Origin of the sequence: Sphingobium xenophagum NBRC 107872, assembly GCF_000367345.1 — a bacterium.
Taxonomy (GTDB): domain Bacteria; phylum Pseudomonadota; class Alphaproteobacteria; order Sphingomonadales; family Sphingomonadaceae; genus Sphingobium; species Sphingobium xenophagum.
In genome coordinates this window covers 135,953-161,216 of the sequence record NZ_BARE01000016.1, presented here as the reverse complement: position 1 = coordinate 161,216, position 25,264 = coordinate 135,953, and the positions used below count along the sequence as shown (strand labels likewise).

Below are 25,264 nucleotides of genomic sequence, written 5' to 3'. Positions count from 1 at the left end.
GCGATATGGGTGGCATTACAGAATGCATCGGTGCGCATTTCTCAGCCCAACAGATCAGCCGCGAAAGCTGGCAGGATCAATCCCCAGCTTTTGCAGCCGATAGTAGAAGGTCTTTCGTGGCAAGCCGAGCGCGGCGCAGGCACGGGTAACGTCGCCCGCCGCCTCGCCCAGGGCCTCCTCGATGAGTTCGGTTTCGAACGCGTCTAGCCTGCTTTTAAGATCCGTCGGTCCCGCGCTGGCGCTGGCGCCCAGATCATGGTCGCCCAGGCCGAGTACGAAATTTTCAGCAAAGCGCATCAACTCGCGGACATTGCCGGGCCAGTCATGCTTTTCCAAATGTCTGAACGCGCGGGCTTCCAGCTTGGGCGGCGTCACGCCGAGCCGCGCCGCAGCCTGAAGAACGAAGCGTCGGGCCGCTCCTGCTCCCTGGCGTGCGCGGCTTTTTTTGACCGTCATCGAGTGACGGTCGAGGAAGCGCCAGATGGTGCTCGGTGCAAATACGGCTCCATACTCCGATCGCAGCATCTCGGCCAGTTCAACCAGCGTGATGTCCACCTGCTCCTCGATCGCACCGAGAATAACATCGCGATGGGCTTCAATCCGCCGTGACCGCATGTCGCCGCCCTGCGGCTTCGCCCGTGTCGATCCGGTCTCTCGCCATTCGCGAACCCAGCGAACCGCGCTCGCCGCCGCAACTCCAAAACGCTCGGCTGCCGCGCGCCGTGACAAACCGCCATCGACCGCCAAAATCACCCGCGAACGCAAATCCTCTGAGATGGACTTCGTCATGCCAGGCTGGCCTCGTCGTCCAGCTGACATGATGAATCAGATTTTCCAGTCTAAGGAAAGACCCTCGATCCAATCAGATCGGATTATGCTCTAAATGCCCAACCTCCCGCAGCATTGGCGTAAAGGTTCATCCCCAGACGGGACCAGCGCGGCACTGCGCTGGCCTGAACGAAAGAGGATAGTCAAGCGGCGGAATGTATCGGGCGTTTCGTCGTTTTTCCTACGATGACGACTGCTGTTGCGCTGGCGATTGTGAGGAAGGCTATGGGAAGCAGCGCCAGCACATAACTGCCGGTTGCCTCATGGATCAGGCCATAGACATTCACCATCAAACCGCCGCCGATCAGGTTGGATGTCGCATTGATCGCAGCGATGCCGGCGGCAGCGGTGCTGGCCGACAGCCAGGTCGACGCCATGCTCCAGAACGGTCCCTTGAAACAATAGGCTCCGACCAGAACGAAGGTCAGCAGCAATACCGTCGGGGCAAGGCCCGCCACGGCAAACGTCCCGATCGTCCCGACAGCGATCAGAAGCAGCGGCAACGCCGTGTGCCAACGCCGTTCGCCGGTCTTGTCCGAATGACGGCCCCAAAACACCATCGCCAACGCCGCGACGCCGTAAGGCACCGAATTGACCAGACCCGTCTCAAGGTCGGTAAGGCCGAAGGATTTGAGCAATTGCGGCTGCCATACGCCCAGCACGCTGCCCGCCGCCGAAGCGCCGGAACAGGCGATGACCATCGCCCAGAAGGCAGGCGTACGGATCAGGCGCCAGGCCGATCCGCTGACCAGTGGCTTGTCGTTCCCCTTTGTGACCAAAGCGTCCGTGAGCCATGCGCGCTCGTCGGCGTCCAGCCAATTTGCCTTTTCGGGCCGGTCCGTCAGCAGCTTGAGGCAGGCGAAGCCCAGAAGGACGGTGGGAATGCCTTCGCAAATGAACAGCCATTGCCATCCACGCAGCCCCGCCAGGCCGTCCATCGCCAGCAGCAAGCCGGACAGTGGCGATCCAACGAAGCTGGAAACAGGGATGGCGATGGCGAACATCGCCAATGTGCGCCCGCGATAGGCCGGGGGCATCCAGTAGGTGAGATACAGGATGACGCCGGGGAAAAAGCCCGCTTCGGCCGCGCCCAGAAGAAAACGCATGACGTAAAAACTGTGCGCGTCCCAGACGAACGCCATGCAGGTCGACACCATCCCCCATGTCACCATGATCCGGGCGATCCAGTAGCGGGCGCCGACCTTCTGCAGCATCAGGTTGCTGGGCACTTCCATCAGGAAATAGGCGACAAAGAAGAGGCTTGCGCCAAAGCCGAACACCTTGCTGCTAAGGCCAAGGTCGGCATTCATTTGCAGCGATGCCATGCCGACGTTCGCACGGTCGATGAAGGCCATCAGGTAACAGAGCATGAGAAATGGCAGGAGCCGCCACGTCACCTTCCGCATGGTTCGCATCTCAAGCGCGTTGGGACTCATCATCGTCTCTCCTGCGGCCATCGCGATCCTGTGGCCTGCTTGTTAACCCATTAGGGCGATTTCAGACGCGCGCCATCGCGGCGTTGACATGATTGCGCGGGTCCAGCCGTCCGCTATCCAGATAGTCCGCGATTTGCTCGACGCAGCTTATGCCGACACGGATGCGGGCTTGCAGCGTATTGGCGCCCACATGCGGGCTGCCTACGACATTGTCGAATGCCCAAAGCGGATGATCCGCGCCGACCGGTTCGCTGGCGAACGTATCCAGGCCCGCGCCACCGATCGCGCCAGCGCGCAGCGCCTCCACCAACGCGTCCTCGTCGATCAGTTCACCCCTCGCCGTGTTGATAAGGATGGCGCCATCCTTCATCTGCCCCAGAGCGGTCGCGCCAATCAATCCGCGATTGTCCGCGGTCAGGGGGCAATGCAGGCTAATGATGTCGCTGACCTGCAACAGCGTCTCCACGCTGTCGACGGCAATGGCACTCGCCGGCAAAGCGTCGCTAGGCAAATAGGGATCGTACACCCGCACGGTCATGCCAAATGGCGCAAGCAGGGCAAGAAAGGCGCGGCCAATAGCGCCAAGTCCGACAAGGCCGATCGCCTTGCCAGTGAGTTCCGTCCCGGCATAGGTCGACTTGTCCCAATGTCCGGCGCGAAGGCGGCGATCGAGATACGCCGTCGATCGGGCCACACTGAGCAGCAGCGCCAGCGCCTGTTCTGCGACCGACTGCGCATTTGCGCCGCCAGCGATGACGACGGGAACGCCCCGCGCAGCGGCTTCATCCAGATCGATGCCGTCCACCCCGACGCCATGCTTGGCGATGATCCGCAAACCAGGCAGGCCCTGCAGTGCTTCAGCCGGGACTTTGCCCATCCGGATAATCAGCGCCTTTGCATCGCAGGCGGTGACATGGGCAATCAGTTCGTCGACCGAAGGATATGGATCACAGGACGCCAGCATGAGCCCTCGCGCCTTGGCGACAGACATCGCCGCCGGTGAAATCTTGCCGCCGACAATCAGGGCGGTGGGGCTTGCCATTGTGACCTAAATCCTCGTCCCGGTGCACGATAATGCGCCGACTTTACTGTAGTCGACCTATTTTGCAACGACGTTTCAAAACAATGTTGCGATAATATATGAGGTTTTTCAGGCGCTGGTCGCCCTGCTACTTCGCGGTCTCAACAACCCGCCTGGGGGGCTGACCGCTCAGGATCGGATTCAGGCTCCCCGGCGCGGCCTTGAACACCGCCTCGTCGATGTCCGCGCTGAGGCAGGCACGCCACTCAGCGTCATAGCGCACCACGCCCTCGCGACCGACGACATAGGGGTTGGGATCGCCAGCCTTGCGTTTCTGCAACGCTGCGACCCTCACCAGACCGTCATCGCCCACAGTATGGTTCGACAGCACGACATCGGCCTGCATCAGGTCGGTATAGTCAGCGAAATGATTGAGAGAGCGCCGAAATTCCAGCAGCGACGCCACGTCGCGCGGCGAACCCTGGCCGCCAAACAACGACGCCATGTGCGGTACGCCCTTGTCCTTGACCGGGAACAGCAACGATACCGTGCCCGGCGTATGACCGGGGGTCAAAAGCACCGTCAGCGTCTGGTCGCCCAGCGTGATTGTCTGGCCATCGGTCAGGTAGAAGTCGTCCGCAGCCTTCACCGGCAACGTCCCCCACTTCACCTCGGCGGTCCAGTCCGCCTCGCTCATCGCCAGTTTCGCGCCGGACAATGCCTTCAGATAGGCCGCCCCGCCAAAATGATCGAGATGATTGTGGGTGATGAGAATGATGCGGATGCGCTTGGGGTCCAGGCCCAGCGTCTGCATGTTCTTGACGATGACGTTCCTGGCGTCCTCCTCGGTCGTCAGCGCATCGAGCAGAATGATCCCATCCTTGGTATCGATCGCCCAGATATTATTTTCTCCGGTCCCTATCGAATAGACGTTGTCGAACACCGCAATGGGCTTTGGCATCGCCGCCCTGACGGGCTTGCGCGTCCGCACTGCCTGGCACCGATAGTAGAGCGTGACGGGCCAGAGCTTGCCACCTGCTTCTGCGGCCATGTCTGCATAGGCGCGCGCGCCGGGCGCGGTATATCCGCCCATCTTGCGCATCTCTTCCACATTATGGATTTCCGGCCGTCCGCCATTGGGGTTGACGGAGAAGGACGATGCAGTGGGCTGCGCGACGGCGGGCGTCAGGGCCGTCGAAAGCGCGAGGAAGGCGGTAAGGGTTTGCCGGAAACGCATGGGGCTTCTCCTTTGCGGAAAGGGCTATCGGACCTGATGGCCCTCAATCTGTGCGATATGCCGGACGCGATCCGTCACGCGTTCGGCTAGCGACCGGCGCACCGGACGCCCGGCGATCAGCTTTCGCCATGTATTGTAGCTGATGCCGAACCGGTCATTGAGCGCCTCGTCGGTCTTTGCAGTCGCCAGCCTTTTCATCTGCTCGACAACCAAAGGGTCGATGAAGGTCTGGCCGACCGGAATTTGCCGATGGTCGAGGATGTCACTCATCACGCCCCCCAATCAGAACGTCGCGATCGGGTTGACCGGCACGCCGGTCCCGGTCTTGACCCGGATCGGCGCGGCGGTGAACAAAAAGCTGTAGCGCTTGAGCCGCGCTGCCTCTTTCGACAGCGGCCCCAGATCGGCATTGTCGATCAATGGCATGCCCAACGCCACCAGCGCGAAATTATGCACCGGCAGATAATCGTCGGGATTGTCGATCTTCGTCGTTTCAGGAAATGGCACGACGCTAAGCGCGGATTCGCTGCCCAGCAGGGCGATGTCCCGCTTCTTGAGCCACGGGATCACGGACGCATCGAGCCCAGCTGCCGACTTTGCGATCTCCCATGGCCCCTTGTCGGCTTCCCGTTCCCAGCGGCCGGTCCGAATAAATACAGCGTCGCCCGGCTCGATCCGTACGCCGGAGAATTTCTCCCACGCTTCCAGATCCTCGGCATAAATGGGGGTTCCCGGCTCCAGATAGGGCACGCCTTTGAGAAGCGGCATGTCCACCAGCACGCCGCGCGTAAAAACGCCATCGGCGACCGCCGCGATGCTGCCGCGCGTCAGGCCCTTGTCCATCAGCAGATGCTCGCTGGCGGCAAAGCCATTATACATCTTGCCGTCGAACAGATGGTGGCCCAGCGCGTCGAAATGCGTGAGATTATATCCATGGGCAGCGATGTTGAGCTGGTCGGTCGACCCGCTGGGCCGCTTGGGCGGGCCGGACAGCATCTTCTGCTGCACGGGCGCCCGTGTTGGCGGGGCGTCACCGTCGGGCGGCAGAAGGACGGGCACGATCTCCCGCTCCATCGACACGGCGATGCCCTGCTTCACCAGCGCCGCAGCCTTCTTGCGGACCGCGGGGGTGATGAGGTTGAGCGTACCCTTCTCGTCATCCGGGCCCCATCGGCCCCAGTTGCTCTGGCTTTTCTTCCATTGATCCATGGTCGCCTGCGTGACGCTGTGATCGGCGGCGACCGCAACAGTCGCCGCACCCATCATCAACAGTGCCAGTATGGTCTTCGAGAGAGGCGTCATGATCCGTCCTTTTTAGAAACTGGCGCGCACGCCAAAGCGGAACATCCGCCCGGTGGTGTCATAGAGGAAGGGATTGGTCACAATCACCAGATTGCCCGCCAGTGGCGCTATCCGGGGGTCGGTATCCAGGATGTTTCGGACATTCAGGTAAATCTGGCCGTTGCGACCAAGCTGCGGCAGTTTGTAGCTGATCTGTCCGTCCAGAAAGGCCTGCGCGGCGACGTCGCGGAAGCCAAGCTGGGCGGGGGAACGGGACTTGTCATAGGTTCCGCTGCCGACATAGCGGCCGATCAGCGTCAGGTTCAGGCCATCCAGCGTATAATCCAGTTGGCCCTGCGCCCGCCAGTGCGGCTGGCTGTCGACGATCGAACCCGCAACGTCGCGCGTGACCAGACCCGGTGCCGACGTGGTAAAATGGTTCACCCGGTTGGCGACCGCGCGCAGGTTGAGTTGGCCCTTCCACCAGTCAAACATGCTCGCCATCGGCACAGCGTAGGAGGCTTCGATGTCGATCCCGCTGGTCAAAAGCTGCGAATAGTTGATGGGGGACGAACGGAACCCGGTCAGGTTGCCATTCGCATCGCGGCTGCTGAGGGCGCAGAAATCGGCCGATCCCTCAAAACACTGGTCGAGCGCCACCTGATCGGTAACGGTCGCGATCGCGCCGTCGATCTTGATCCGATAATAGTCGACCGACAATTGCAGTCCCGGCGCCCAGGACGGGCTATAAACGCCGCCATAGGTCAGCGTGTTGGCGATTTCCGGCCTCAGATTGGGATTGCCCGTCGTCAGGCTCGAAATATTCGACGCGATCACATTGTTGCGGAAAGGGTCGCGAACGGTCGAAACACTCTGCCGCCCTTTCGAAAATAGCTCGTTGAGGTTGGGCGCGCGGATGTCCCGCGACCGGGTGATGCGCAACCGCAGATCCTCGATCGGCTTGTAAGTCAGGCCGCCCTTCCACGTCGTCACCGACCCGCTGGTGCTGTAATGCGTCCGGCGCACGGCAGCATTGGCTTCCACCAGGCGCAGCATCGGCATGTCATTGGCCAGAGGCACGACCGTTTCTGCATAGAATTCGCGGATGCTGTAGGCGCCGGACCAGGGTTGCTGGTTACCGATCTTGTATCCGTTCAGCAGCGACAGCGCGTCCGATTCCACGCGCGCCGTTTCGCGCCGATATTCGGCGCCAACCGCCAGAGAGACCGGCCCGGCCCAGGTCGAAAAGGGTTCGCCCGACAGGTTAAGGGCCGCCGCCTGCTGCGTGGTGCGGATATAGGCAGGGCTGTCGCCATTTACATAGGCTAGCGATGCCGAGGACGGACTGCCGACGCCGAAGGGATTGAACGGCACACAGCCATTACCGGGACTTGTCAGCGTCGAACGGCACAGGATGCTACCGTCAGGCGCCCGTACCGCGTCTGTCGCCAGATTGAAGTTGGTGATCTTGTTGGTCGTCTTGACGATGTTGGTGTTGCGGTTCTGGCCCCACTGATAATAGCCGTCGAGCTTCCAGTCGCCGATCCGCCCTTCAAAGCCGCCAACGAGCCGGGTGGTCCTGTTGCGGTTGTCGGTATGGGTTTTGCCATCTTCCAGATCCCAGCGGGTCATGGTGAGGCTGGTGACGCCCGATGCGATCATCTGGTTGCGAATGCTATCGGGCAGATAGGCATTGTCCTGACGGATCGTGATGAATGCAGTCTGCGCGGCATTGCTGTTATGGACATTGGGGCCATTGATATAGTCCGACCGCACTTCGCCATAGCTGCCTTCCCCGAACAGCGACCATTCAGGCGTGATGTCGAAACTGGCGCGGGCGAAAATGGCCTTCCGGGTCAGCGGGCGGTTGATCTGCTGGATGTTCGCATTGTCGACGCCCGATCCGCCGACCTGGGTGCCTGCCGTGGTCAGGGTGCCGAAATCAAAGGCCTGCGGCACGCCGCCGGGGCCAAAGCTGATGCCCCGGAAGCTGGCGTTCGCGGCGGCCGTTCCGCCATTGCCATTCAGGATAAGCCCGCCATAGCTGGTGACGAGGCGGACGTTGGGCGAGAGAATCTGCGTGGGATTGGCTTCCGTTCCATTGCCGGTCGGATTTGTGATGACCTGATAGCCGCTGCGCGCCCAGTCGCGTGCGTCGCCACGAATGCCCTTATTCTCGAAATATTCGCCGCTGACGACCAGATGGCCTCGACCGCCGGCAAACGCCGTTCCGCCTGTCAGCGTCGCGACAAATTCATGATTGTCGTCATGCGATGTCAGGCCATATTGCGCGCTGGCCTTGATGCCTTCGTATCGGCTGTCCAGCACGAAGTTGACCACGCCTGCCACCGCGTCCGATCCATAAGCAGCGGACGCGCCGCCGGTCACGACATCGACCCGTTGAATAAGGGCGGACGGTATGAGGTTGGCGTCCACGCTGCCGGTGATGTTCGTGGATACAAAGCGCCGTCCATCGACCAGCGTCAGCGTGCGGGTGGCGCCCAGCCCTCGCAAGTTCAGGAAGCTCTGGCCGCCCCCTGCGCTGCCTGAGTTGCGCTGCGTGCCGGACGTATTGGTGAGCGCAGGCAGCGTACGAAGCGCCTCCGACACAGTCGAGGGCGAGGATTTCGCAAGTTCGGCGCTGCTGAGCGCCGTTACAGGGGTAGGAGAGGTAAAGCCCGGACGCGCGACGCGCGATCCGGTAACAACGATGTCCGCTGCGCTAGGCCCGGCATCTGTTGCACCCGCTTCGGGGGCGCGAGGCAGCTGCATCGAGCTGTCGTCGTCCTGAGCAGGCGCGGCTGCCGACTGGGCCGATGCAGGTGCGGAGCACATGAATATGATGGCTCCGACAGCGGTCGTGGCTGCCAGTGCGCGGCGAACAGGGGTCATATTGTATCTCCTCTCCAAACGCTCGAATTCGAGTCGGCCACGATCTCTAAGCCATTTTCACTGAAACGCAACGACGTTTCAAAATATGATTGCAATCACTTTCCTGGCGATTATGAGAGCGGCAACGGCAAACGCTATCGGGAGGAGAGGTTCATGAAATCGGCAGTCATTGCGTCCAAATTTGGAAAATCCTTATTGCTCGGCTCGGTCGCCGCATTCGTGGCGGTACCCGTCGCCTACGGCCAGGCGACGCCGGAGGCCGCTGCTGTAGCCTCATCCGAACAAGGCGCGATTGACGCAGGCGACACCGCGCCCGACGCTGGAACGAGCGACATCATCGTTACCGGCTCGCGCATCGGCCGCACCGGCTTCACCACCCCCACGCCGGTCACGGTTCTCAACGCGGACCAGTTGAGCAAGGCTGCGCCGTCGACCATCGCCGATTCGCTTCGGACGCTTCCCGCACTGACCGCAACCAGCGGCCCGCAGCGCGCGACCGGCACACAGGGCGGCGGACAAAGCTTCCTCAATCTGCGCAACCTGGGCGCAGTGCGCACGCTGACTTTGCTCGATGGCCGCCGCTTCGTCGCTGCCAGCCAATTTGGCACGGTCGACGTCAACCTGCTGCCTGCCGGCCTTGTCCAGCGCGTCGATGTCGTGACCGGAGGCGCTTCGGCGGCCTATGGCTCGGACGCCGTTGCCGGCGTCGTCAATTTCGTCCTCGATACCAAGTTCGAGGGGCTGAAGGGCGAAGTTTCTACCGGCATCGCCGATGAAGGGGATAATCAGGAACTGCGTGGCTCGCTGACGGGCGGCATTGCGCTCGCCGATAGCCGGCTGCGCCTGCTCGGAAGCGCCGAATATTATCGGAACAAGGGCATTTTGGAAGGCGAACGGGCCTGGGCCCGGCGCGGGTCCAACCTCATCAACGGCCCGGCAGGCGGTCCTGCCCTGATCGCAGCGGAAGATGTGCGCGCGATCGGCAGCAACGGCGGCATGATCAGCACTGGCAACGGCGGAAGCGCGGCCCAGAATGCGCTGTTCCGCGGCATACAATTTGGTCCCGGCGGAACGGTGTTGCCCTATAATTATGGCTCATACACCACCGCGACACAGCAGATCGGCGGCGACGGCTTCAACACCGAATTCCTTCAGGAAATCAATCGTCCGCTGGAACGGGCCGCTTTCTTCGGTCGCGCCGAATATGAACTGACCGATCGGTGGTCGGTGTTCGGTGAAGCGTCCTATGGCTGGACCTATACTCGCTATTCAACCTCCGCCAATCGCCATCTCGCGACCAACCCGATAACGATTCGTCGCGATAATGCCTTCCTGCCCACGCCGCTTCGCACGCTGCTGTACGCCAACCCGCAGGTCACCTCACTGACGATGCTGCGCTGGTCGATTGAGGGCGGGCTGGCGGACGTGTCCGTGGATACCAAGACCGATCGCTACGTCACGGGCTTCGCTGGCGAGCTTGGTGGGCTCAAGGTCAATGGCTATTATCAGCATGGCCGCACCCGCCAGCAGACCGACGTCATCAACAATGAAATCACGCCCAACTTCACCCGCGCGGTGGATGCGGTCGTCAATCCCGCCAATGGCGCGATTGTCTGCCGATCGACGCTGACTGACCCCACGAATGGCTGCGCCCCGTTCAACCCGTTTGGTGTCGGTTCGCCTTCCGCCGCGGCGCTGGCCTATACGCGCGGTCTCAGCCGCACCGATTCGGTCTTCAAGGAAGATGTCGCGGCCATCAATATTTCGGGCACTTTGTTCGAAGGTTGGGCTGGCCCGATCTCCTTCGCCACCGGCGGCGAATATCGCAAGGAACAGGCACAGTTGGCCGTCGATCCGCTCTCGCAGGCCGGCACCTTCCTGTTCGCCAATCCCCAGCCTTGGTCCGGCAGCTATAATGTGAAGGAAGGCTATCTCGAAACCGTCATACCGCTGCTGAAGGATCTGCCCTTCGCCCGCGAACTCGAATTTAACGGTGCGGTTCGCTATACCGATTATTCGACCAGCGGCGGCGTCACCACCTGGAAGGCGGGCCTCAGCTGGACGCCGGTCAGCTCGCTGCGCCTGCGTGCCACCCGCTCCCGTGACATCCGCGCCCCCAATCTGTCCGAACTCTTCACCAGCGGCCGGACCCAGTCGGCGACGGTGGTGGACCCGTTCAAGAACAATGTCCGTACATCGGGCATTTTCATCACCACCACCGGCAACGCCAACCTGCAACCGGAAAGGGCGGATACGCTGACGTTGGGGGCGGTGTTCCAGCCGAGCTTCGTTCCTGGCCTCAGCATTTCGGCGGATTATTACGACATCAAGATCAACGACGCGATCGGGTCGCTGTCGGCGCAGCAGGGCGTTGACCAGTGCTTTGCCGGCAACCAACTGGCCTGTGGTTTCATCACCCGTGACGCAGCCGGAAATATCTCGGCCCTGACGGCCTATCCGATCAACCTCTCCACGCTCGTCACCAACGGCGTCGATGTCGAATTGAGCTATCGCGTGCCTTTCGCGGATATGTCCAACTCACTGTCGCTGCGCAGCATCATTTCCTATGTCGGCAAACTTGCGACGACGACACCGGGGTCGCCTTCCATCGACCGGGCGGGCGAAGTGGGTATCAATTCCAATCCGCACTGGCGCGTCAACGCCCAGGCCGATTTCACGCACGGCAATTTCAACTGGTTCAACCAGCTGCGCTTCATCGGCGGCGGGCGTTACGACAATACCAAGGGTCCGCAGGCAGTGAGCCTGCAGCACATCAAGCCGCAAGCCTATTGGGACATGCGCTTTGCTTATCGGTTCGAAGATCTGGGCAAGGGCGCGGAGATGTATTTCAACGTCCAGAACGTCCTTGATCAGGAGCCGCCCTATGCGCCGGGCGACGGATCGATCGCGGTGGCGACCAACACCCAGCTCTATGACACATTTGGCCGCGTCTATCGCGTTGGCTTCCGTTTCAAATTCTGATCGCGACTGGAGATTTTATGAGCATCGGTTTCCGAGTATTGCCCGTCGAGCGTCGCGTGCCCGCCGATCTGGTCAAGCGTGCCGCACAATTGCCGGTCGCGAATGTGAGCGACGCCATGAACCGCATGTTCGCTGGCGGCGCGGCGCTTCGCCCCATGCACGGCGGCGGCGTTCTGGCTGGACCTGCCGTCACCGTGAAGGCACGGCCCGGCGACAATCTCATGTTGCACCGCGCGCTCGATATTGCCGAACCGGGCGATGTGGTAGTGGTCGACGGCGGCGGTGACCTGAGCAACGCGCTGATCGGTGAACTGATGGTCGCCCATGCGGAAAGCCGCGGCCTTGCCGGCATTGTGATCTTCGGCGCCATTCGCGACGCCGCGGCGATCCGGGCGGGCAGCTTTCCGGTCTTTGCCGCTGGCATCACGCACCGTGGGCCTTACAAGGACGGCCCCGGCGAAGTGAATGTGCCGATCGCCATTGACGGCATGGTGATCCAGCCGGGCGACCTGATCCTTGGCGACGATGACGGCCTTATTGCCGTCACCATCGACGAAGCGGAGGCTGTGTGCGCCAAAGCAGCGGCAAAGCATGCTGCCGAAACCGAGCAGATGGCCAAGATCCGCCGGGGCGAAAATCCGCGCGCCTGGGTTGAAGAAACGCTCAAGCGTTTGGGTTGCGAAGGGATTTGATAGCCTGATCCCTGCCCGTCCGCTACAGCAGTCGAAGTTTCAGAGGGATTGCGATGGCGACGGACTTCAAGGATCGACCGGCACTGGAAGGCGTAGCCGCCCTTGAAAGAGGGCTGCTGCTGCTGACAAGCTTCAAACAGGGCGACGGCGTTCTTGGTCTTGCCGAGCTTGCCGAGCGCACTGGCCTGGTCAAAAGCACCATCATGCGCCTGGCCGTCTCACTGGAACGCTACAATCTCCTGATCAGGATGCCCGACGGCCAGTATCAGTTGGGCAGCGAGGTGGCTCGGCTCAACTCGATCTTCAGGGAAGGCAACGATCTTGAAAAGCATGTCCAGCCGATTCTCGCCAAACTCGCCTTTGAAACCGAGGAAACAGCGACATTCTATGTGCGTCAGGGAGATGTGCGGCTTTGCCTGTTTCGGGTAAATTCTCCAAGCAATCTGCGGCTCGACGTCCAGCCAGGCACACAGCGGCCGCTCGATGGATCGGCATCCGCGCAGTTGCTGCTTTTGTTCGAGAACTGGCCGGAGGTTAAACCCGCACTACCGCCCCTGCCCATTTATACCTCTGGCGTTACGACGCCGCATGTTGCCTCGCTTTCGGTGCCGGTGATCGGCCATGGCGACCGGCTCGTAGGTGCGCTCAGTATCGCAGGGCCCGAAGTGCGCCTGTCTGGGTCGCAGAAAAGACTGGCACTGCCTTTGCTACACGCTGGCCTCAACCTTTGTCGTTCCCTTGGGGGCAATGCCGAGGCAATCTATCGAGTGCCGATCGCGCTGGCGACATAGTCCAGCAGATCGGGCCGTGTCATTCCATTGATCGGACTGATCACGTTAAGCTGGGACGCCACGCCACGATGGTCGGGCCGCGAAGGCCATCTTGCCGATTCCATTGATTCACGGGTTTGGCGACGGCTTGGGCGGAGCCGCCCGGTTGCCTCCGAGGGCTGAACGCACAGCCGCTCGTCCTATATAAAGAAATCTTTATATAACTCTTGACAATTATGCCTGAATGGCGTCAAACGAGCCTGTCAAGGTTCCCCGCCTCAGGCATGATGGCGGGGCTAAGACGGGAAGCCGGTGGTGCCTTTTCGAGGCAGAGTCCGGCGCTGCCCCCGCAACTGTAAGCGGCGAGCGGCGGTTCCATTTCGCGTCACTGGGTTTTTGCAAGAAACCCGGGAAGGCCGGAACCACCGCGATGACCCGTAAGCCAGGAGACCTGCCTTCGGCGCCATAACTTTCCTCGGACGGGGGTTCCTCCGGTGGATCGCGCTTGAAGCGTTGCCCGTGCCGTAAAGCGCTATCCGGGTAATTCATGCCTTGCGCGTTCTTCTTTGGCCCTTCCGCCCGGCAAATGCAGGTGATCGGTCAATGCTTCCAATCCTGTTCCGCCTTGTTCGCTACCGACGAATGCGTCCGCGCGCCGTGCCGTCAGGCTGAGCCCTGACGGAAGCGGCGCGCCGCCAATCTCCCATCATTCAGCCCGCTAAAGACGGACGGCGTTCGCGCCGGACCGAAGGAGCCTTTGCATGCCCGCGACTTGCGCCAATCCTGCCCTTTCCCGCCACGACCACAGCACGCCGACTATCGCCACTGACAAGCAGCCATCAGGACATCGGATCATGACGGGCGAGGAGCTTACCTTTTCCATCACGCGCCTTCGCTTTGACGACGATTATCGCCCGTCGGATACCACGCGTATCACGACCAACTTCGCCAATCTGGCCAGAGGGGAGAACCGGCAGGAGAATCTGCGTGGCGTGCTGAAGATGATCGATAACCGTTTCAACGATCTAGCCGATTGGGACAATCCCGATGGGGATCGCTATGGCCTGGAACTGGATATCATTTCCGTTGCGATGAGCCTTGCCGCTGCCAACGGCCTCACGGCGTTTCCCATCATCGAAATCCTGAACACCAGCATCATCGATCGCAAGACGGACAAGCGCATCGCCGGGATCGTCGGAAACAACTTCTCCTCCTACCTGCGCGACTATGATTTCAGCGTGCTGCTGGCGGCGCACAATCGGGACCGGGCCGGTTTCGACACGCCGGACGGCTTTGGTGATCTGCACGGCTGTCTGTTCCGCCATTTCGTGCAGTCCGATACGTACAAGGCCAATTTTTCGAAGCCTCCCGTCATCTGCCTGAGCGTATCCAGCAGCAAGACCTACCATCGCACGGAAAACCGTCATCCCATTTTGGGCTTCGAATACCGGCAGAGTGAATTCTCGCCCACCGACGAATATTTCGCGAAGATGGGTCTTAAGGTTCGCTTTTTCATGCCACGGGGCAGCCGCTCGCCCATGGCCTTCTATTTTGCCGGGGATCTGCTCGGCGACTACAGCAACCTGGAACTGATCGGCACCATCAGCACGATGGAATCCTTTCAGAAGATCTACCGGCCCGAAATCTACAACGCCAATCGCACAGCGGGAACGCGCTTCCGGCCCAGCCTGACGCATCAGGACTTTTCGTCCACGCGCATTGACTACGACCGCGAGGAACGAAGCCGCCTGGGCATCGAACAGGGCCGGTTCGCAGAAGAGAATTTCATCAAGCCTTACGGCCAACTTCTCTCGCAATGGTCCGCCACACAAGCACCCAAGAACATGATCTGACCCAATAGAAAAAAAGGCCCTCCATCATGAATAGAATATTGCCCACATCGACCGCCGGCAGTCTGCCCAAGCCCTCATGGCTTGCGGAGCCGGAGAAGCTTTGGTCACCCTGGAAGCTGAAGGGTGATGAACTGGCCGTCGGCAAGCACGATGCCCTGCGCCTCGCCTTGGACGACCAGCGGCAGGCGGGGATCGACATCGTCGGCGATGGCGAACAGACCCGCCAGCATTTCGTCACGACCTTCATCGAGCATCTGAGCGGCGTCGATTTTGAAAAGCGCGAGACCGTCAGGATTCGCAATCGCTACGATGCCAGCGTGCCCACGGTCGTGGGCGCAGTCGCACGACCGAAGCCGGTTTTCGTCGACGATGCGACATATCTGCGAGCGCAGACCAGCCAGCCGATCAAGTGGACGCTGCCCGGCCCGATGACGATGATCGATACATTGTACGATGCCCATTACCGCAGCCGCGAGAAGCTGGCCTGGGAGTTCGCGACGATCCTCAATCAGGAGGCAAAGGCGTTGGAAGCTGCAGGTGTCGATGTGATCCAGTTCGACGAACCGGCCTTTAACGTGTTCTTCGAAGAGGCGAACGACTGGGGAATCGCTACTCTGGAACGCGCGATCGAAGGGCTGACATGCGAAACGGCGGTCCACATCTGCTACGGCTACGGCATCAAGGCGAATACCGACTGGAAAAAGACGCTGGGATCGGAATGGCGGCAGTATGAGGAGACCTTTCCCAACCTGCAAAAGTCCAAGATCGACATCATCTCGCTGGAATGCCACCGCTCCCGCGTTCCGCTGGACCTGATCGAACTGATCCGGGGCAAGAAGGTGATGGTCGGCGCCATCGACGTGGCGAGCGATGCCATCGAGACCCCGGAGGAGGTGGCCGATACGCTGCGCAAGGCTCTCCAGTTCGTCGATGCCGACAAGCTCTATCCGTCGACCAATTGCGGGATGGCACCGCTGTCCCGGCAGGTGGCGCGCGGCAAGCTGAACGCTCTGGGCGCGGGCGCCGACATCGTCCGCCGGGAACTTGAGGGCTAATGCTCCGCTAGTCGAACGCACGCGCTTCGCATGGGGGAGCGGACGAGACGGGTCATACGATGACCGCAATTCGCAAAATTCGCTGATTTGCAGAAATCCGTCCGCACCCCTTCGCCTTTTCAGCCATTTTCGTAAAGCCGCGCACCGCCGATAAGGCCCCCATGGCGCAGAATGGAGCGCCCCGACCCGATCCCGATGTCGATACCCTGATGGAAGACCCAGCGCCGATGAACGATGCCTATCGCAAACCGCTGCCCGGCACCGCAGTCGACTATTTCGACACGCGCGCCGCGATCGAAGCGATCCGCCCCGGCGCTTATGCTGGCCTGCCTTATGTCTCGCGCGTGCTGGCTGAGCAACTCGTCCGCCGCTGCGATCCTGCGCTGCTGACGGACGCGCTGACCCAGATCGTCGAACGCAGGCGCGATCTCGATTTTCCGTGGTATCCCGCGCGTGTCGTGTGCCACGACATTCTTGGCCAGACGGCGCTTGTCGACCTGGCAGGACTACGTGACGCGATCGCCGATCAGGGCGGCGATCCCGCCAAGGTCAACCCCGTGGTGCCGACCCAGTTGATCGTCGACCACTCGCTCGCGGTCGAATATGGCGGCTTCGACCCGCAGGCGTTCGACAAGAACCGCGCGATCGAGGATCGCCGCAACGAGGATCGCTTCCACTTCATCGAATGGACCAAGAGCGCCTTTGAGAATGTCGACGTGATCCCGGCGGGTAACGGCATCATGCACCAGATCAACCTGGAAAAAATGTCGCCCGTCATCCAGCTGCGCGATGGCGTCGCCTTCCCGGATACGTGCGTGGGCACAGACAGCCACACTCCGCACGTCGACGCGCTCGGCGTCATCGCCATCGGCGTCGGCGGGCTGGAGGCCGAAACGGTCATGCTCGGCCGCGCCTCGATGATGCGCCTGCCCGATATTGTCGGCGTGCGCCTGACCGGCCGCCGCAAGCCGGGGATAACGGCCACTGACATCGTGCTCGCAATCACAGAATTCCTGCGTCAGAGCCGCGTCGTCGGCTCCTGGATCGAGTTCTTCGGCGAAGGCGCCGACGGCCTCTCGATCGGCGACCGCGCGACGATCTCCAACATGTGCCCCGAATATGGCGCCACTGCCGCGATGTTCCACATCGACAGCCAGACGATCGACTATTTGTTGCTGACCGGACGCGATGCGGAGCATGTCCGCCTGGTCGAGGCTTACGCAAAGCACACTGGTCTGTGGGCCGATGATCTGCACGCCGCCGAATATGAGCGCGTTCTGGAGTTCGACCTGTCCACCGTAGTACGAAACATGGCCGGGCCGTCCAACCCGCACCGCCGCCTGCCGACGTCGGCGCTGGCAGAACGCGGCATCGCCGGCGATCTTGTAGAGGCCAAGGCGCAGGAGCGCGAGGGGCTGCTGCCAGACGGCGCCGTGATCATTGCTGCGATCACCAGTTGCACCAATACGTCGAACCCGCGCAACGTGGTCGCCGCCGGACTGGTCGCGAAAAAGGCGAATGCGCTGGGCCTAGCGCGCAAGCCATGGGTCAAAACCTCCTTCGCGCCCGGTTCCAAGGTTGCGCGGCTCTATCTGGAAGAAGCCGGGCTGCTGCCCGAACTGGAAAAATTGGGGTTCGGCATCGTTGCCTATGCCTGCACCACCTGCAACGGCATGTCCGGCGCGCTCGATCCTGCGATCCAGAGCGAGATCATCGAGCGCGACCTCTACGCCACCGCCGTGCTGTCGGGGAACCGCAACTTCGACGGGCGCATCCATCCTTACGCCAGGCAGGCCTTTCTCGCGTCGCCGCCACTGGTGGTCGCTTATGCGATAGCGGGCACCATGCGCTTCGATATCGAAAATGATGTGCTCGGCGTGGCGGAGGGCAGAGACATCCGCCTGGCCGACTTGTGGCCGAGTGATGAGGAGATCGACGCCATCGTGGCAGCCTTTGTGAAGCCGCAGCAGTTTCGCGCAATCTACGATCCGATGTTTGCCCCGCGTAGCCGCGACGAGGCCAGCCCGCTCTACGACTGGCGGCCGCAATCCACCTATATCCGTCGCCCGCCCTATTGGGATACCGAAGGCGTGGGCGCGATGGCTGCCTTCCCGCGAACCTTGAAGGCTATGAGGCCGCTGGCGATCCTGCCCGACAATATTACCACCGACCATCTCTCGCCATCCAATGCGATCCTCCCCAGTTCGGCAGCCGGCGAATATCTGGCGCGGATGGGGCTGCCGGAGGAAGACTTCAACTCTTACGCCACCCATCGCGGCGATCATTTGACCGCAATGCGCGCCACCTTCGCCAATCCGCAACTGGTCAATGAAATGGCCGTGGTCGATGGCGCGGTACAGAAAGGCTCGCTCGCCCGCGTAGAGCCGGAGGGCAAGGTCATCCGCATGTGGGAAGCCATCGAAACCTATCTGGATCGCCGCCAGCCCCTCATCATCATTGCCGGGGCAGATTATGGACAGGGCTCCTCGCGCGACTGGGCGGCCAAGGGCGTGCGGCTTGCGGGCGTGGAGGCCATCGTTGCTGAAGGGTTCGAACGCATCCACCGCACCAACCTCATCGGCATGGGCGTACTGCCGCTGGAGTTCCAGCCCGGCACCACCCGCCTGACGCTGGGCCTCGACGGCACCGAAACCTATGATGTGGAAGGCGAACGCTGCCCGCGCGCCACACTGACTCTGGTGATCCGCCATGCCGACGAAGCGATCACGCGCGTACCTGTGACCTGCCGCCTGGATACGGCTGAGGAAGTCTCGATCTATGAGGCAGGCGGGGTGCTGCAGCGTTTTGCCGCCGACTTCCTGGCTTGCGAAACGGCGACCGTCTGATGTCCCAGATCGCCATCCCCGCCACCTATATGCGCGGCGGCACCAGCAAGGGCGTATTCTTCCGTCTGGAAGATCTACCCGAAGCGGCCCGCATTCCCGGCCCGGTCCGCAACCGCCTGTTCCAGCGGGTGGTCGGCAGTCCCGACCCCTACGGCGCGCAAATCGACGGCATGGGCGGCGCGACGTCCAGTACCAGCAAGTGCGTCATCCTTTCGCCCAGCGCCCGCCCCGGCCATGACGTCGAATATCTCTACGGGCAGGTTTCCATCGACAGCGACTTTGTCGACTGGTCGGGCAATTGCGGCAATCTCTCGACTGCTGCCGGGGCGTTCGCGATCCATGCAGGCTATGTGGACGCCGGTTCGGATGGGGTGCGCACCGTACGCATCTGGCAGGCCAATATCGGCAAGACCATCATCGCCCATGTCCCGGTCAACGGCGGCGCGGTGCAGGAAACGGGCGAATTCACGCTGGACGGGGTGACCTTTCCCGCTGCAGAGATCGTGCTGGAATTTCTCGACCCTGCCGATGAGGGCGGCGCGATGTTCCCGACCGGCAACGTGGTGGACGATCTCGAAGTGCCTGACGAACTAGTCGCTGGCGGGCGGATCAGGGCCACGCTCATCGACGCGGGCATTCCAACGATCTTCGTCGATGCCAAGGATCTCGGCTATACCGGCACTGAACTGCGGGAAGCCGTAAACGGCGATGCGGCTGCACTCGCACGCTTCGAGGCACTGCGCACCATCGGCGCGCTTAAGCTGGGGCTGATCGGGACGCCAGAGGAGGCGGCGAAGCGCCAGCACACGCCCAAGATCGCCTTCGTCGCCCCGCCCGTCGATCATCGCACGGCAAGCGGCCGAAATGTGATGGCAGGAGAGATCGACTTACTGGTGCGGGCGCTCTCGATGGGCAAGCTGCACCATGCGATGATGGGCACTGCATCGGTCGCGATCGCGGCGGCTGCCGCCGTGCCCGGAACCCTCGTCAATCTTGCGGCGGGTGGAGGAGAGCGCAAAGCAGTCACGTTCGGCCACCCTTCCGGTACCCTGCGCGTCGGAGCCGAAGCTGCGCTGGTGGACGGCAATTGGACCGTTACCAAGGCGATCATGAGCCGCAGCGCCCGCATCCTCATGGATGGTCGTGTGCGCGTGCCAGCCGCTATCCTGGAAGGAGGACAGACATGATCTCCAACCGCCCGGAAAAGGGTCTCGACCTTTTCGGAGCCATGGTCAGCGCCGCCGCCGATCGCGCTTCCTCGCATCTGGTCGGCACGATCCGCTTTGCCAGATGCGAATCTGTCCAGCTCAACGAAGGCTTCGCCTCGCCCGGCGTCGATCTCGAAACCTGGCCGGTCAGCGCCGATCATCAGGCCATAATCGTCTCGGTATTCGCGACCGCGACACAGGACGGCGGCCGGACCATAGCCGCCAGTGGCCGCTTCACTTTCACCACGCTCACCCACAAACGGGACTATGCCGCATGAACGCCGAAACTGCCTTCAAACCCAAGAAATCGGTTGCGCTTTCGGGCGTCGCCGCGGGCAACACCGCTTTGTGCACTGTCGGCAAGACCGGCAACGATCTGCATTATCGCGGCTACGACATTCTGGAATTCGCCGAGGGGGCCGAATTCGAGGAAATTGCTCACCTGCTGGTCCATGGCGAATTGCCCACTGCACCGCAACTGGCCGCCTACAAGGCCAAGCTCAGGGGTCTGCGTGGGCTGCCCCATTCGGTGAAATCAGCGCTCGAAGCTATTCCGGCTGCCGCGCACCCGATGGACGTGATGCGCTCGGGTGTTTCTGCCCTGGGATGCGTGCTGCCCGAAACGTACGACCACAACCAACCCGACGCGCGCGATGTCGCCGACCGGCTGATGGCCTCGCTCGGCTCCATCCTGCTCTATTGGTATCACTTTGCCCACCATGGCCGCCGCATTGAGGTAGAGACCGACGACGACAGCATCGGTGGGCATTTCCTTCATCTGCTGCATGGCAGGCCTGCCCCGGCACGCTGGGTGCGCGCCATGCACACCTCTTTGATCCTCTATGCCGAACATGAATTCAACGCCTCCACTTTCACGGCGCGCGTCATCGCCGGCACCGGGTCGGACATGTATTCCTGCATCGCAGGCGCCATCGGCGCGCTGCGCGGGCCAAAGCATGGGGGAGCCAACGAAGTCGCCTACGAAATCCAGAAACGCTACGCGACCCCTGACGAGGCCGAAGCCGACATTCGGCGCCGGGTAGAGGCCAAGGAAGTGGTGATCGGCTTTGGCCACCCGGTCTACACGATTTCCGATCCGCGCAATGTCGTCATCAAGCGCGTCGCCAAGGCGCTGGCGGACGAGGCGGGCGCCCAGCGCCAATATGCCGTCGCCGAACGGATCGAGCGCGTGATGTGGGACGCCAAGGCCATGTTCCCCAATCTCGACTGGTTCTCGGCGGTATCCTACAATCTGATGGGCGTGCCGACCGCGATGTTCACCCCACTTTTTGTGATTGCCCGCACGTCGGGCTGGGCCGCGCATGTGATCGAGCAGCGCGTGGACAACAAGATCATCCGCCCATCGGCCAACTATACCGGCCCAGAAAACCTGCCTTTCGTGCCGCTCGCCCAGCGCAGCGAAGCGGCTTGAGGAGACACCCATTGCCCTATCTTCTCGCTGACGACCTTCCCACCGAATCCGCCGGCAAGCGCTTCCGCGCCGCGCTGGCGCGTCCGGGCATCTATCGGCTGCCCGGCGCGCACAACGGCCAGGCCGCGATCCAGGCGCGCAACGCCGGGTTCGACGGGCTTTACCTGTCCGGCGCGGCGATGACCGCCTCTATGGGCCTGCCGGACCTTGGCATTATCACCGTGGATGAGGTGACATTCTTCATTCGCCAGATTGTGCGCTCTTCCGGGCTGCCGCTGTTGGTGGACGGGGATACCGGCTATGGCGAAGCACTTAATGTCATGCACATGGTCCGCTCTTTTGAGGAGGCGGGCGCAGGGGCGGTCCATCTGGAAGACCAGATCCTGCCCAAAAAGTGCGGACACCTCAACGGCAAGGCACTCGTCTCCCCTGTCGACATGGCCACCAAGGTCGCCGCCGCGAAAAAGGCAAGCCGCGACATCGTGATCGTCGCGCGCACCGACGCCGCCGGGGTCGAGGGCTTCGATGCCGCTGTGGATCGCGCCAGGCTCTATGTCGATGCCGGAGCCGACGCGATCTTCCCCGAAGCACTGAACACTCGCGAAATGTTCGAAAAGTTCGCCGCAGCCCTCCCAAACACACCGCTCCTCGCCAACATGACCGAGTTCGGCAAGACCCCATTCTACACCGCCGATGAGTTCGAGGCGATGGGCTACAAGATGGTCATCTGGCCCGTCTCCTCGCTTCGTGTCGCCAACAAGGCGCAGAGCCTGCTCTATGCCGCGATTGCACGGGACGGCGGCGCCCATGCCATGGTCGATGCCATGCAGACCCGCGCCGAGCTTTACGAGACGATCGGCCTCCATGCTTACGAAGAACTCGACGCGTCGATCGTGAAGACGATCGTGCCCGAAGCGGTCCCGCAGGACTAGACGCTTCTGCTTTCCAGTATCCCTGCGTGAGGGTGGTCTTTCGATCTCGATGGATCGGAAGGTCGTTTCCATGCGTGCCAATCACGAGATTACAGGACCTCCGCCATGACCGCCATAGGCCGCGACACCTTGGGCACCCGCACCACCCTGACCGTCGAGGCGCAGGATTATGCTTATTACAGCCTCCCCCGCGCAGCTGAGCGATTGGGCGACATCAGCCGCCTTCCCTTCAGCCTCAAGGTGCTGCTGGAAAACCTCCTGCGCTTCGAGGACGGCGCTTCGGTCACGGTCGATGACATCCGCGCCTTCGTCGAATGGCAGCGGGACTATCGCTCCACGCGCGAGATCCAGTACCGTCCGGCCCGCGTGCTGATGCAGGACTTCACCGGGGTTCCGTGCATCGTCGATCTGGCCGCCATGCGCGACACCATGAACCGGTGGGGCGCCGATGCGTCGCGGATCAATCCTCAGATACCGATCCACCTGGTAATCGATCATAGCGTCATGGCAGATGAGGCCAGCACGGCAAATGCGTTCGATGCCAATGTCGCCATCGAATATGCACGCAATGCCGAACGCTACGAATTCCTCAAATGGGGCGCGGCCACGCTCGACAATCTGAAGGTCGTGCCGCCGGGCACCGGCATCTGCCATCAGGTGAACCTGGAGCACATCGCCCAGACTGTCTGGACCAGCGCGGACGAAAGCGCTGCACTGGTCGCCTATCCCGACACCTGCGTCGGCACGGACAGCCATACTACGATGGTCGGCGGCCTTGGCGTGCTGGGCTGGGGGGTGGGTGGGATAGAAGCCGAAGCCGCCATGCTGGGGCAGCCGGTATCGATGCTCATTCCCGAGGTCGTCGGCTTCCGCCTGACAGGCGCGCTGACCGAGGGCGTGACCGCGACCGATCTGGTGCTCACCATCACCCAGATGCTGCGCGCCCATGGGGTGGTCGGGCGTTTCGTGGAGTTTTGTGGCGCCGGGCTCGACGCCCTACCGCTGGCGGATCGCGCGACCATCGCCAACATGGCCCCGGAATATGGCGCGACGTGCGGCTTCTTTCCGGTTGATCAAGCGACCATTGCCTACCTGCGCCTAACCGGGCGGGATGAAAGGCGGGTAGCGCTAGTCGAGGCCTATGCGAAGGCACAGGGGATGTGGCGCGATGCGGCCGGCCCGGAGCCCGTTTTCACCGATCTGCTGGAGCTTGACCTGGCCTCGGTGCTTCCATCTGTTGCAGGCCCGCGCCGTCCGCAGGATCGCGTGCTGCTCAAGGATGTAGCCCAAGGCCTGCGCACCGAACTGGCAGGCGCCTACGGCAAGGCGGACGAACTGAACGCGCGCGTGCCCGTTAACGGCGCGGACTTCACGCTTGGCCATGGTGACATCGCCATCGCTGCGATCACCAGTTGCACCAACACCTCCAATCCCTCGGTACTCGTCGCGGCAGGTCTGGTCGCTCGCAAGGCACGGGCGCTGGGTCTGGTGCCCAAACCCTGGGTGCGTGCGACGCTCTCCCCCGGCAGCAAGGTGGTGACCGATTATCTTGTCCGCTCCGGCCTTCAGGAAGACCTTGATGCGCTGGGCTTCGCGCTGACCGGCTATGGTTGCATGACATGCATTGGCAATTCCGGTTCGCTGGAAACGTCGATCAGCGAGGCGATCAACCGGAACGGCCTTGTCACTGCGGCCGTGCTATCGGGCAATCGCAACTTTGAAGGCCGTATTTCACCCGATGTTCGCGCCAACTATCTGGCCTCGCCGCCGCTGGTAGTCGCCTACGCCCTGCTGGGTAGCGTGTCGCGCGACATTAGCACCGAACCGCTCGGCAATGGCAGGGACGGACAGCCAGTATATCTGCGCGACGTCTGGCCGTCCAACGCCGAAATCGCCGCCACTATCGCCACTTCGATCGATCCTGAGATGTTCGCCGCCCGCTATGCCGATGTTTACGAAGGCGACGCGCGCTGGAGGGCGCTGGCGGTCAAGAAAGGCGCTACATATGAATGGCCGACGTCCTCCACCTACATCGCGGAACCGCCCTTCTTCGAAGACCAGGATCGTCAGCCTGCGCCGGTGACCGATATCATCGCGGCGCGGTGCCTCGCCATCTTTGGGGATTCGATCACCACAGATCATATCTCACCGGCAGGATCGATCAAAGCTTCCTCCCCCGCAGGCCAATGGTTGCAGGAGCAGCAAGTACTTCCTGCAGATTTCAACAGCTATGGCTGCCGTCGCGGAAACCATGAGGTCATGATGCGCGGTACCTTCGCCAATATCCGCATCCGCAACGAAATGATGGGCGGTATCGAGGGTGGCGACACGATGTTGAACGGCGATAGCCTGCCGATTTATGAGGCTGCCATGCGGCACAAGGCGGCCGGGACGCCCCTGATCGTTATGGCTGGCAAGGAATATGGCACTGGCTCATCCCGCGACTGGGCTGCGAAAGGAACTGCGCTACTTGGAATTCGCGCGGTCATCGCCGAGAGCTTCGAACGCATTCACCGCTCCAACCTTGTCGGCATGGGCGTCCTGCCGCTACAGTTTACCGATGGGATGACCCGCAATCGTTTCTTCCTACGTGGTGACGAGCGATTTACCATTACCGGCCTCGCCGGACTGCAGCCGCGCCAAATCGTGACGGTCGAAGGGGAATGGGCGGATGGCCTACGCTTCAGCTTCAAGACGCTCTGCTGCATCGATACGACCGAAGAGCTGGCCTACTACCTGAATGGTGGCATCCTGCCTTACGTGCTGCGCAATCTCGCGGCCTGAGCCTTTCGCAAACAT

Annotated in this window: 18 protein-coding genes and 1 riboswitch; of the genes, 11 read left to right on the top strand and 7 right to left on the bottom strand. The window is 61.9% G+C overall.

Annotation, left to right across the window (positions count from 1 at the left end):
• Positions 1-54: 54 nt before the first annotated feature.
• The 7 genes from SX1_RS23780 to SX1_RS09465 form a co-directional block, all read right to left on the bottom strand.
• Positions 55-789 (bottom strand): helix-turn-helix domain-containing protein, encoded by a 735-nt coding sequence (locus SX1_RS23780; protein WP_019052821.1) that lies wholly within the window; start codon positions 787-789, stop codon positions 55-57.
• A gap of 182 nt (positions 790-971) precedes the next feature.
• The gene (locus tag SX1_RS09490; RefSeq protein WP_026149629.1) at positions 972-2,267 is read right to left on the bottom strand and encodes an MFS transporter; all 1,296 of its coding nucleotides are present in this window, start codon (positions 2,265-2,267) and stop codon (positions 972-974) included.
• A gap of 58 nt (positions 2,268-2,325) precedes the next feature.
• Positions 2,326-3,306: a hydroxyacid dehydrogenase gene (locus SX1_RS09485; protein WP_019052819.1), complete on the bottom strand. Its 981-nt coding sequence runs from the start codon at positions 3,304-3,306 to the stop codon at positions 2,326-2,328.
• 127 nt (positions 3,307-3,433) lie between these two features.
• The gene (locus SX1_RS09480; protein ID WP_019052818.1) at positions 3,434-4,522 is read right to left on the bottom strand and encodes an MBL fold metallo-hydrolase; all 1,089 of its coding nucleotides are present in this window, start codon (positions 4,520-4,522) and stop codon (positions 3,434-3,436) included.
• 24 nt (positions 4,523-4,546) lie between these two features.
• The gene (locus SX1_RS09475) at positions 4,547-4,792 is read right to left on the bottom strand and encodes a hypothetical protein (RefSeq protein WP_019052817.1); all 246 of its coding nucleotides are present in this window, start codon (positions 4,790-4,792) and stop codon (positions 4,547-4,549) included.
• A gap of 12 nt (positions 4,793-4,804) precedes the next feature.
• The gene (locus tag SX1_RS09470; RefSeq protein WP_019052816.1) at positions 4,805-5,824 is read right to left on the bottom strand and encodes a cyclase family protein; all 1,020 of its coding nucleotides are present in this window, start codon (positions 5,822-5,824) and stop codon (positions 4,805-4,807) included.
• 12 nt (positions 5,825-5,836) lie between these two features.
• On the bottom strand, positions 5,837-8,695 hold the full coding sequence (locus SX1_RS09465; RefSeq protein WP_255209730.1) for a TonB-dependent receptor domain-containing protein: 2,859 nt from the start codon (positions 8,693-8,695) through the stop codon (positions 5,837-5,839).
• Positions 8,696-8,848: 153 nt separating this feature from the next.
• On the opposite strand from SX1_RS09465, the gene SX1_RS09460 reads away from it, so the two are divergent.
• The 11 genes from SX1_RS09460 to acnA all read left to right on the top strand — a co-directional run bounded on the left by SX1_RS09460 (position 8,849) and on the right by acnA (position 25,249).
• Positions 8,849-11,677 carry a TonB-dependent receptor domain-containing protein gene (locus SX1_RS09460; protein ID WP_019052814.1) on the top strand — a complete coding sequence of 943 codons (2,829 nt, stop codon included), beginning with the start codon at positions 8,849-8,851 and terminating at the stop codon, positions 11,675-11,677.
• A 17-nt stretch (positions 11,678-11,694) separates the two neighbouring features.
• Positions 11,695-12,369: an RraA family protein gene (locus SX1_RS09455; RefSeq protein ID WP_019052813.1), complete on the top strand. Its 675-nt coding sequence runs from the start codon at positions 11,695-11,697 to the stop codon at positions 12,367-12,369.
• A gap of 53 nt (positions 12,370-12,422) precedes the next feature.
• Positions 12,423-13,160 carry an IclR family transcriptional regulator gene (locus SX1_RS09450; protein WP_017182468.1) on the top strand — a complete coding sequence of 246 codons (738 nt, stop codon included), beginning with the start codon at positions 12,423-12,425 and terminating at the stop codon, positions 13,158-13,160.
• A gap of 228 nt (positions 13,161-13,388) precedes the next feature.
• A riboswitch (cobalamin riboswitch) is annotated at positions 13,389-13,612 on the top strand.
• Between the two features lie 288 nt (positions 13,613-13,900).
• A complete protein-coding gene (locus tag SX1_RS09445; RefSeq protein WP_255209729.1) occupies positions 13,901-14,992 on the top strand; it encodes a DUF1852 domain-containing protein in 1,092 nt (363 codons plus the stop codon).
• A 26-nt stretch (positions 14,993-15,018) separates the two neighbouring features.
• Positions 15,019-16,047 (top strand): methionine synthase, encoded by a 1,029-nt coding sequence (locus SX1_RS09440; RefSeq protein WP_019052811.1) that lies wholly within the window; start codon positions 15,019-15,021, stop codon positions 16,045-16,047.
• A 161-nt stretch (positions 16,048-16,208) separates the two neighbouring features.
• Positions 16,209-18,893, top strand: coding sequence for a Fe/S-dependent 2-methylisocitrate dehydratase AcnD (gene acnD / locus SX1_RS09435; RefSeq protein WP_019052810.1), 2,685 nt, complete (start codon positions 16,209-16,211; stop codon positions 18,891-18,893).
• Complete coding sequence (gene prpF, locus SX1_RS09430; protein WP_019052809.1) at positions 18,893-20,080, top strand: 2-methylaconitate cis-trans isomerase PrpF; 1,188 nt, start codon at positions 18,893-18,895, stop codon at positions 20,078-20,080. Before acnD ends, prpF begins: the two co-directional genes overlap by 1 nt.
• Positions 20,077-20,379, top strand: a complete 303-nt coding sequence (locus SX1_RS09425) for a hypothetical protein (protein WP_019052808.1) — start codon at positions 20,077-20,079, stop codon at positions 20,377-20,379. Before prpF ends, SX1_RS09425 begins: the two co-directional genes overlap by 4 nt.
• On the top strand, positions 20,376-21,533 hold the full coding sequence (prpC, locus tag SX1_RS09420) for a bifunctional 2-methylcitrate synthase/citrate synthase (RefSeq protein ID WP_019052807.1): 1,158 nt from the start codon (positions 20,376-20,378) through the stop codon (positions 21,531-21,533). Before SX1_RS09425 ends, prpC begins: the two co-directional genes overlap by 4 nt.
• An 11-nt stretch (positions 21,534-21,544) precedes the next feature.
• Positions 21,545-22,465 (top strand): methylisocitrate lyase, encoded by a 921-nt coding sequence (prpB, locus tag SX1_RS09415; protein WP_019052806.1) that lies wholly within the window; start codon positions 21,545-21,547, stop codon positions 22,463-22,465.
• 105 nt (positions 22,466-22,570) lie between these two features.
• On the top strand, positions 22,571-25,249 hold the full coding sequence (gene acnA, locus SX1_RS09410; RefSeq protein WP_019052805.1) for an aconitate hydratase AcnA: 2,679 nt from the start codon (positions 22,571-22,573) through the stop codon (positions 25,247-25,249).
• The last annotated feature ends 15 nt before the right edge of the window (positions 25,250-25,264 follow it).

What these genes read in the sequence shown, in the direction of transcription:
- SX1_RS09475 (WP_019052817.1), bottom strand. Translation starts at nt 4,792, where the DNA reads ATGAGTGACATCCTCGACCATCGGCAAATTCCGGTCGGCCAGACCTTC.
- SX1_RS09440 (WP_019052811.1), top strand. Translation starts at nt 15,019, where the DNA reads ATGAATAGAATATTGCCCACATCGACCGCCGGCAGTCTGCCCAAGCCC.
- SX1_RS09445 (WP_255209729.1), top strand. Translation starts at nt 13,901, where the DNA reads ATGCCCGCGACTTGCGCCAATCCTGCCCTTTCCCGCCACGACCACAGC.
- prpC (WP_019052807.1), top strand. Translation starts at nt 20,376, where the DNA reads ATGAACGCCGAAACTGCCTTCAAACCCAAGAAATCGGTTGCGCTTTCG.
- prpF (WP_019052809.1), top strand. Translation starts at nt 18,893, where the DNA reads ATGTCCCAGATCGCCATCCCCGCCACCTATATGCGCGGCGGCACCAGC.
- acnA (WP_019052805.1), top strand. Translation starts at nt 22,571, where the DNA reads ATGACCGCCATAGGCCGCGACACCTTGGGCACCCGCACCACCCTGACC.
- acnD (WP_019052810.1), top strand. Translation starts at nt 16,209, where the DNA reads ATGGCGCAGAATGGAGCGCCCCGACCCGATCCCGATGTCGATACCCTG.
- SX1_RS09490 (WP_026149629.1), bottom strand. Translation starts at nt 2,267, where the DNA reads ATGATGAGTCCCAACGCGCTTGAGATGCGAACCATGCGGAAGGTGACG.
- SX1_RS09480 (WP_019052818.1), bottom strand. Translation starts at nt 4,522, where the DNA reads ATGCGTTTCCGGCAAACCCTTACCGCCTTCCTCGCGCTTTCGACGGCC.
- SX1_RS23780 (WP_019052821.1), bottom strand. Translation starts at nt 789, where the DNA reads ATGACGAAGTCCATCTCAGAGGATTTGCGTTCGCGGGTGATTTTGGCG.
- SX1_RS09455 (WP_019052813.1), top strand. Translation starts at nt 11,695, where the DNA reads ATGAGCATCGGTTTCCGAGTATTGCCCGTCGAGCGTCGCGTGCCCGCC.
- SX1_RS09470 (WP_019052816.1), bottom strand. Translation starts at nt 5,824, where the DNA reads ATGACGCCTCTCTCGAAGACCATACTGGCACTGTTGATGATGGGTGCG.
- SX1_RS09465 (WP_255209730.1), bottom strand. Translation starts at nt 8,695, where the DNA reads ATGACCCCTGTTCGCCGCGCACTGGCAGCCACGACCGCTGTCGGAGCC.
- SX1_RS09485 (WP_019052819.1), bottom strand. Translation starts at nt 3,306, where the DNA reads ATGGCAAGCCCCACCGCCCTGATTGTCGGCGGCAAGATTTCACCGGCG.
- SX1_RS09425 (WP_019052808.1), top strand. Translation starts at nt 20,077, where the DNA reads ATGATCTCCAACCGCCCGGAAAAGGGTCTCGACCTTTTCGGAGCCATG.
- SX1_RS09450 (WP_017182468.1), top strand. Translation starts at nt 12,423, where the DNA reads ATGGCGACGGACTTCAAGGATCGACCGGCACTGGAAGGCGTAGCCGCC.
- SX1_RS09460 (WP_019052814.1), top strand. Translation starts at nt 8,849, where the DNA reads ATGAAATCGGCAGTCATTGCGTCCAAATTTGGAAAATCCTTATTGCTC.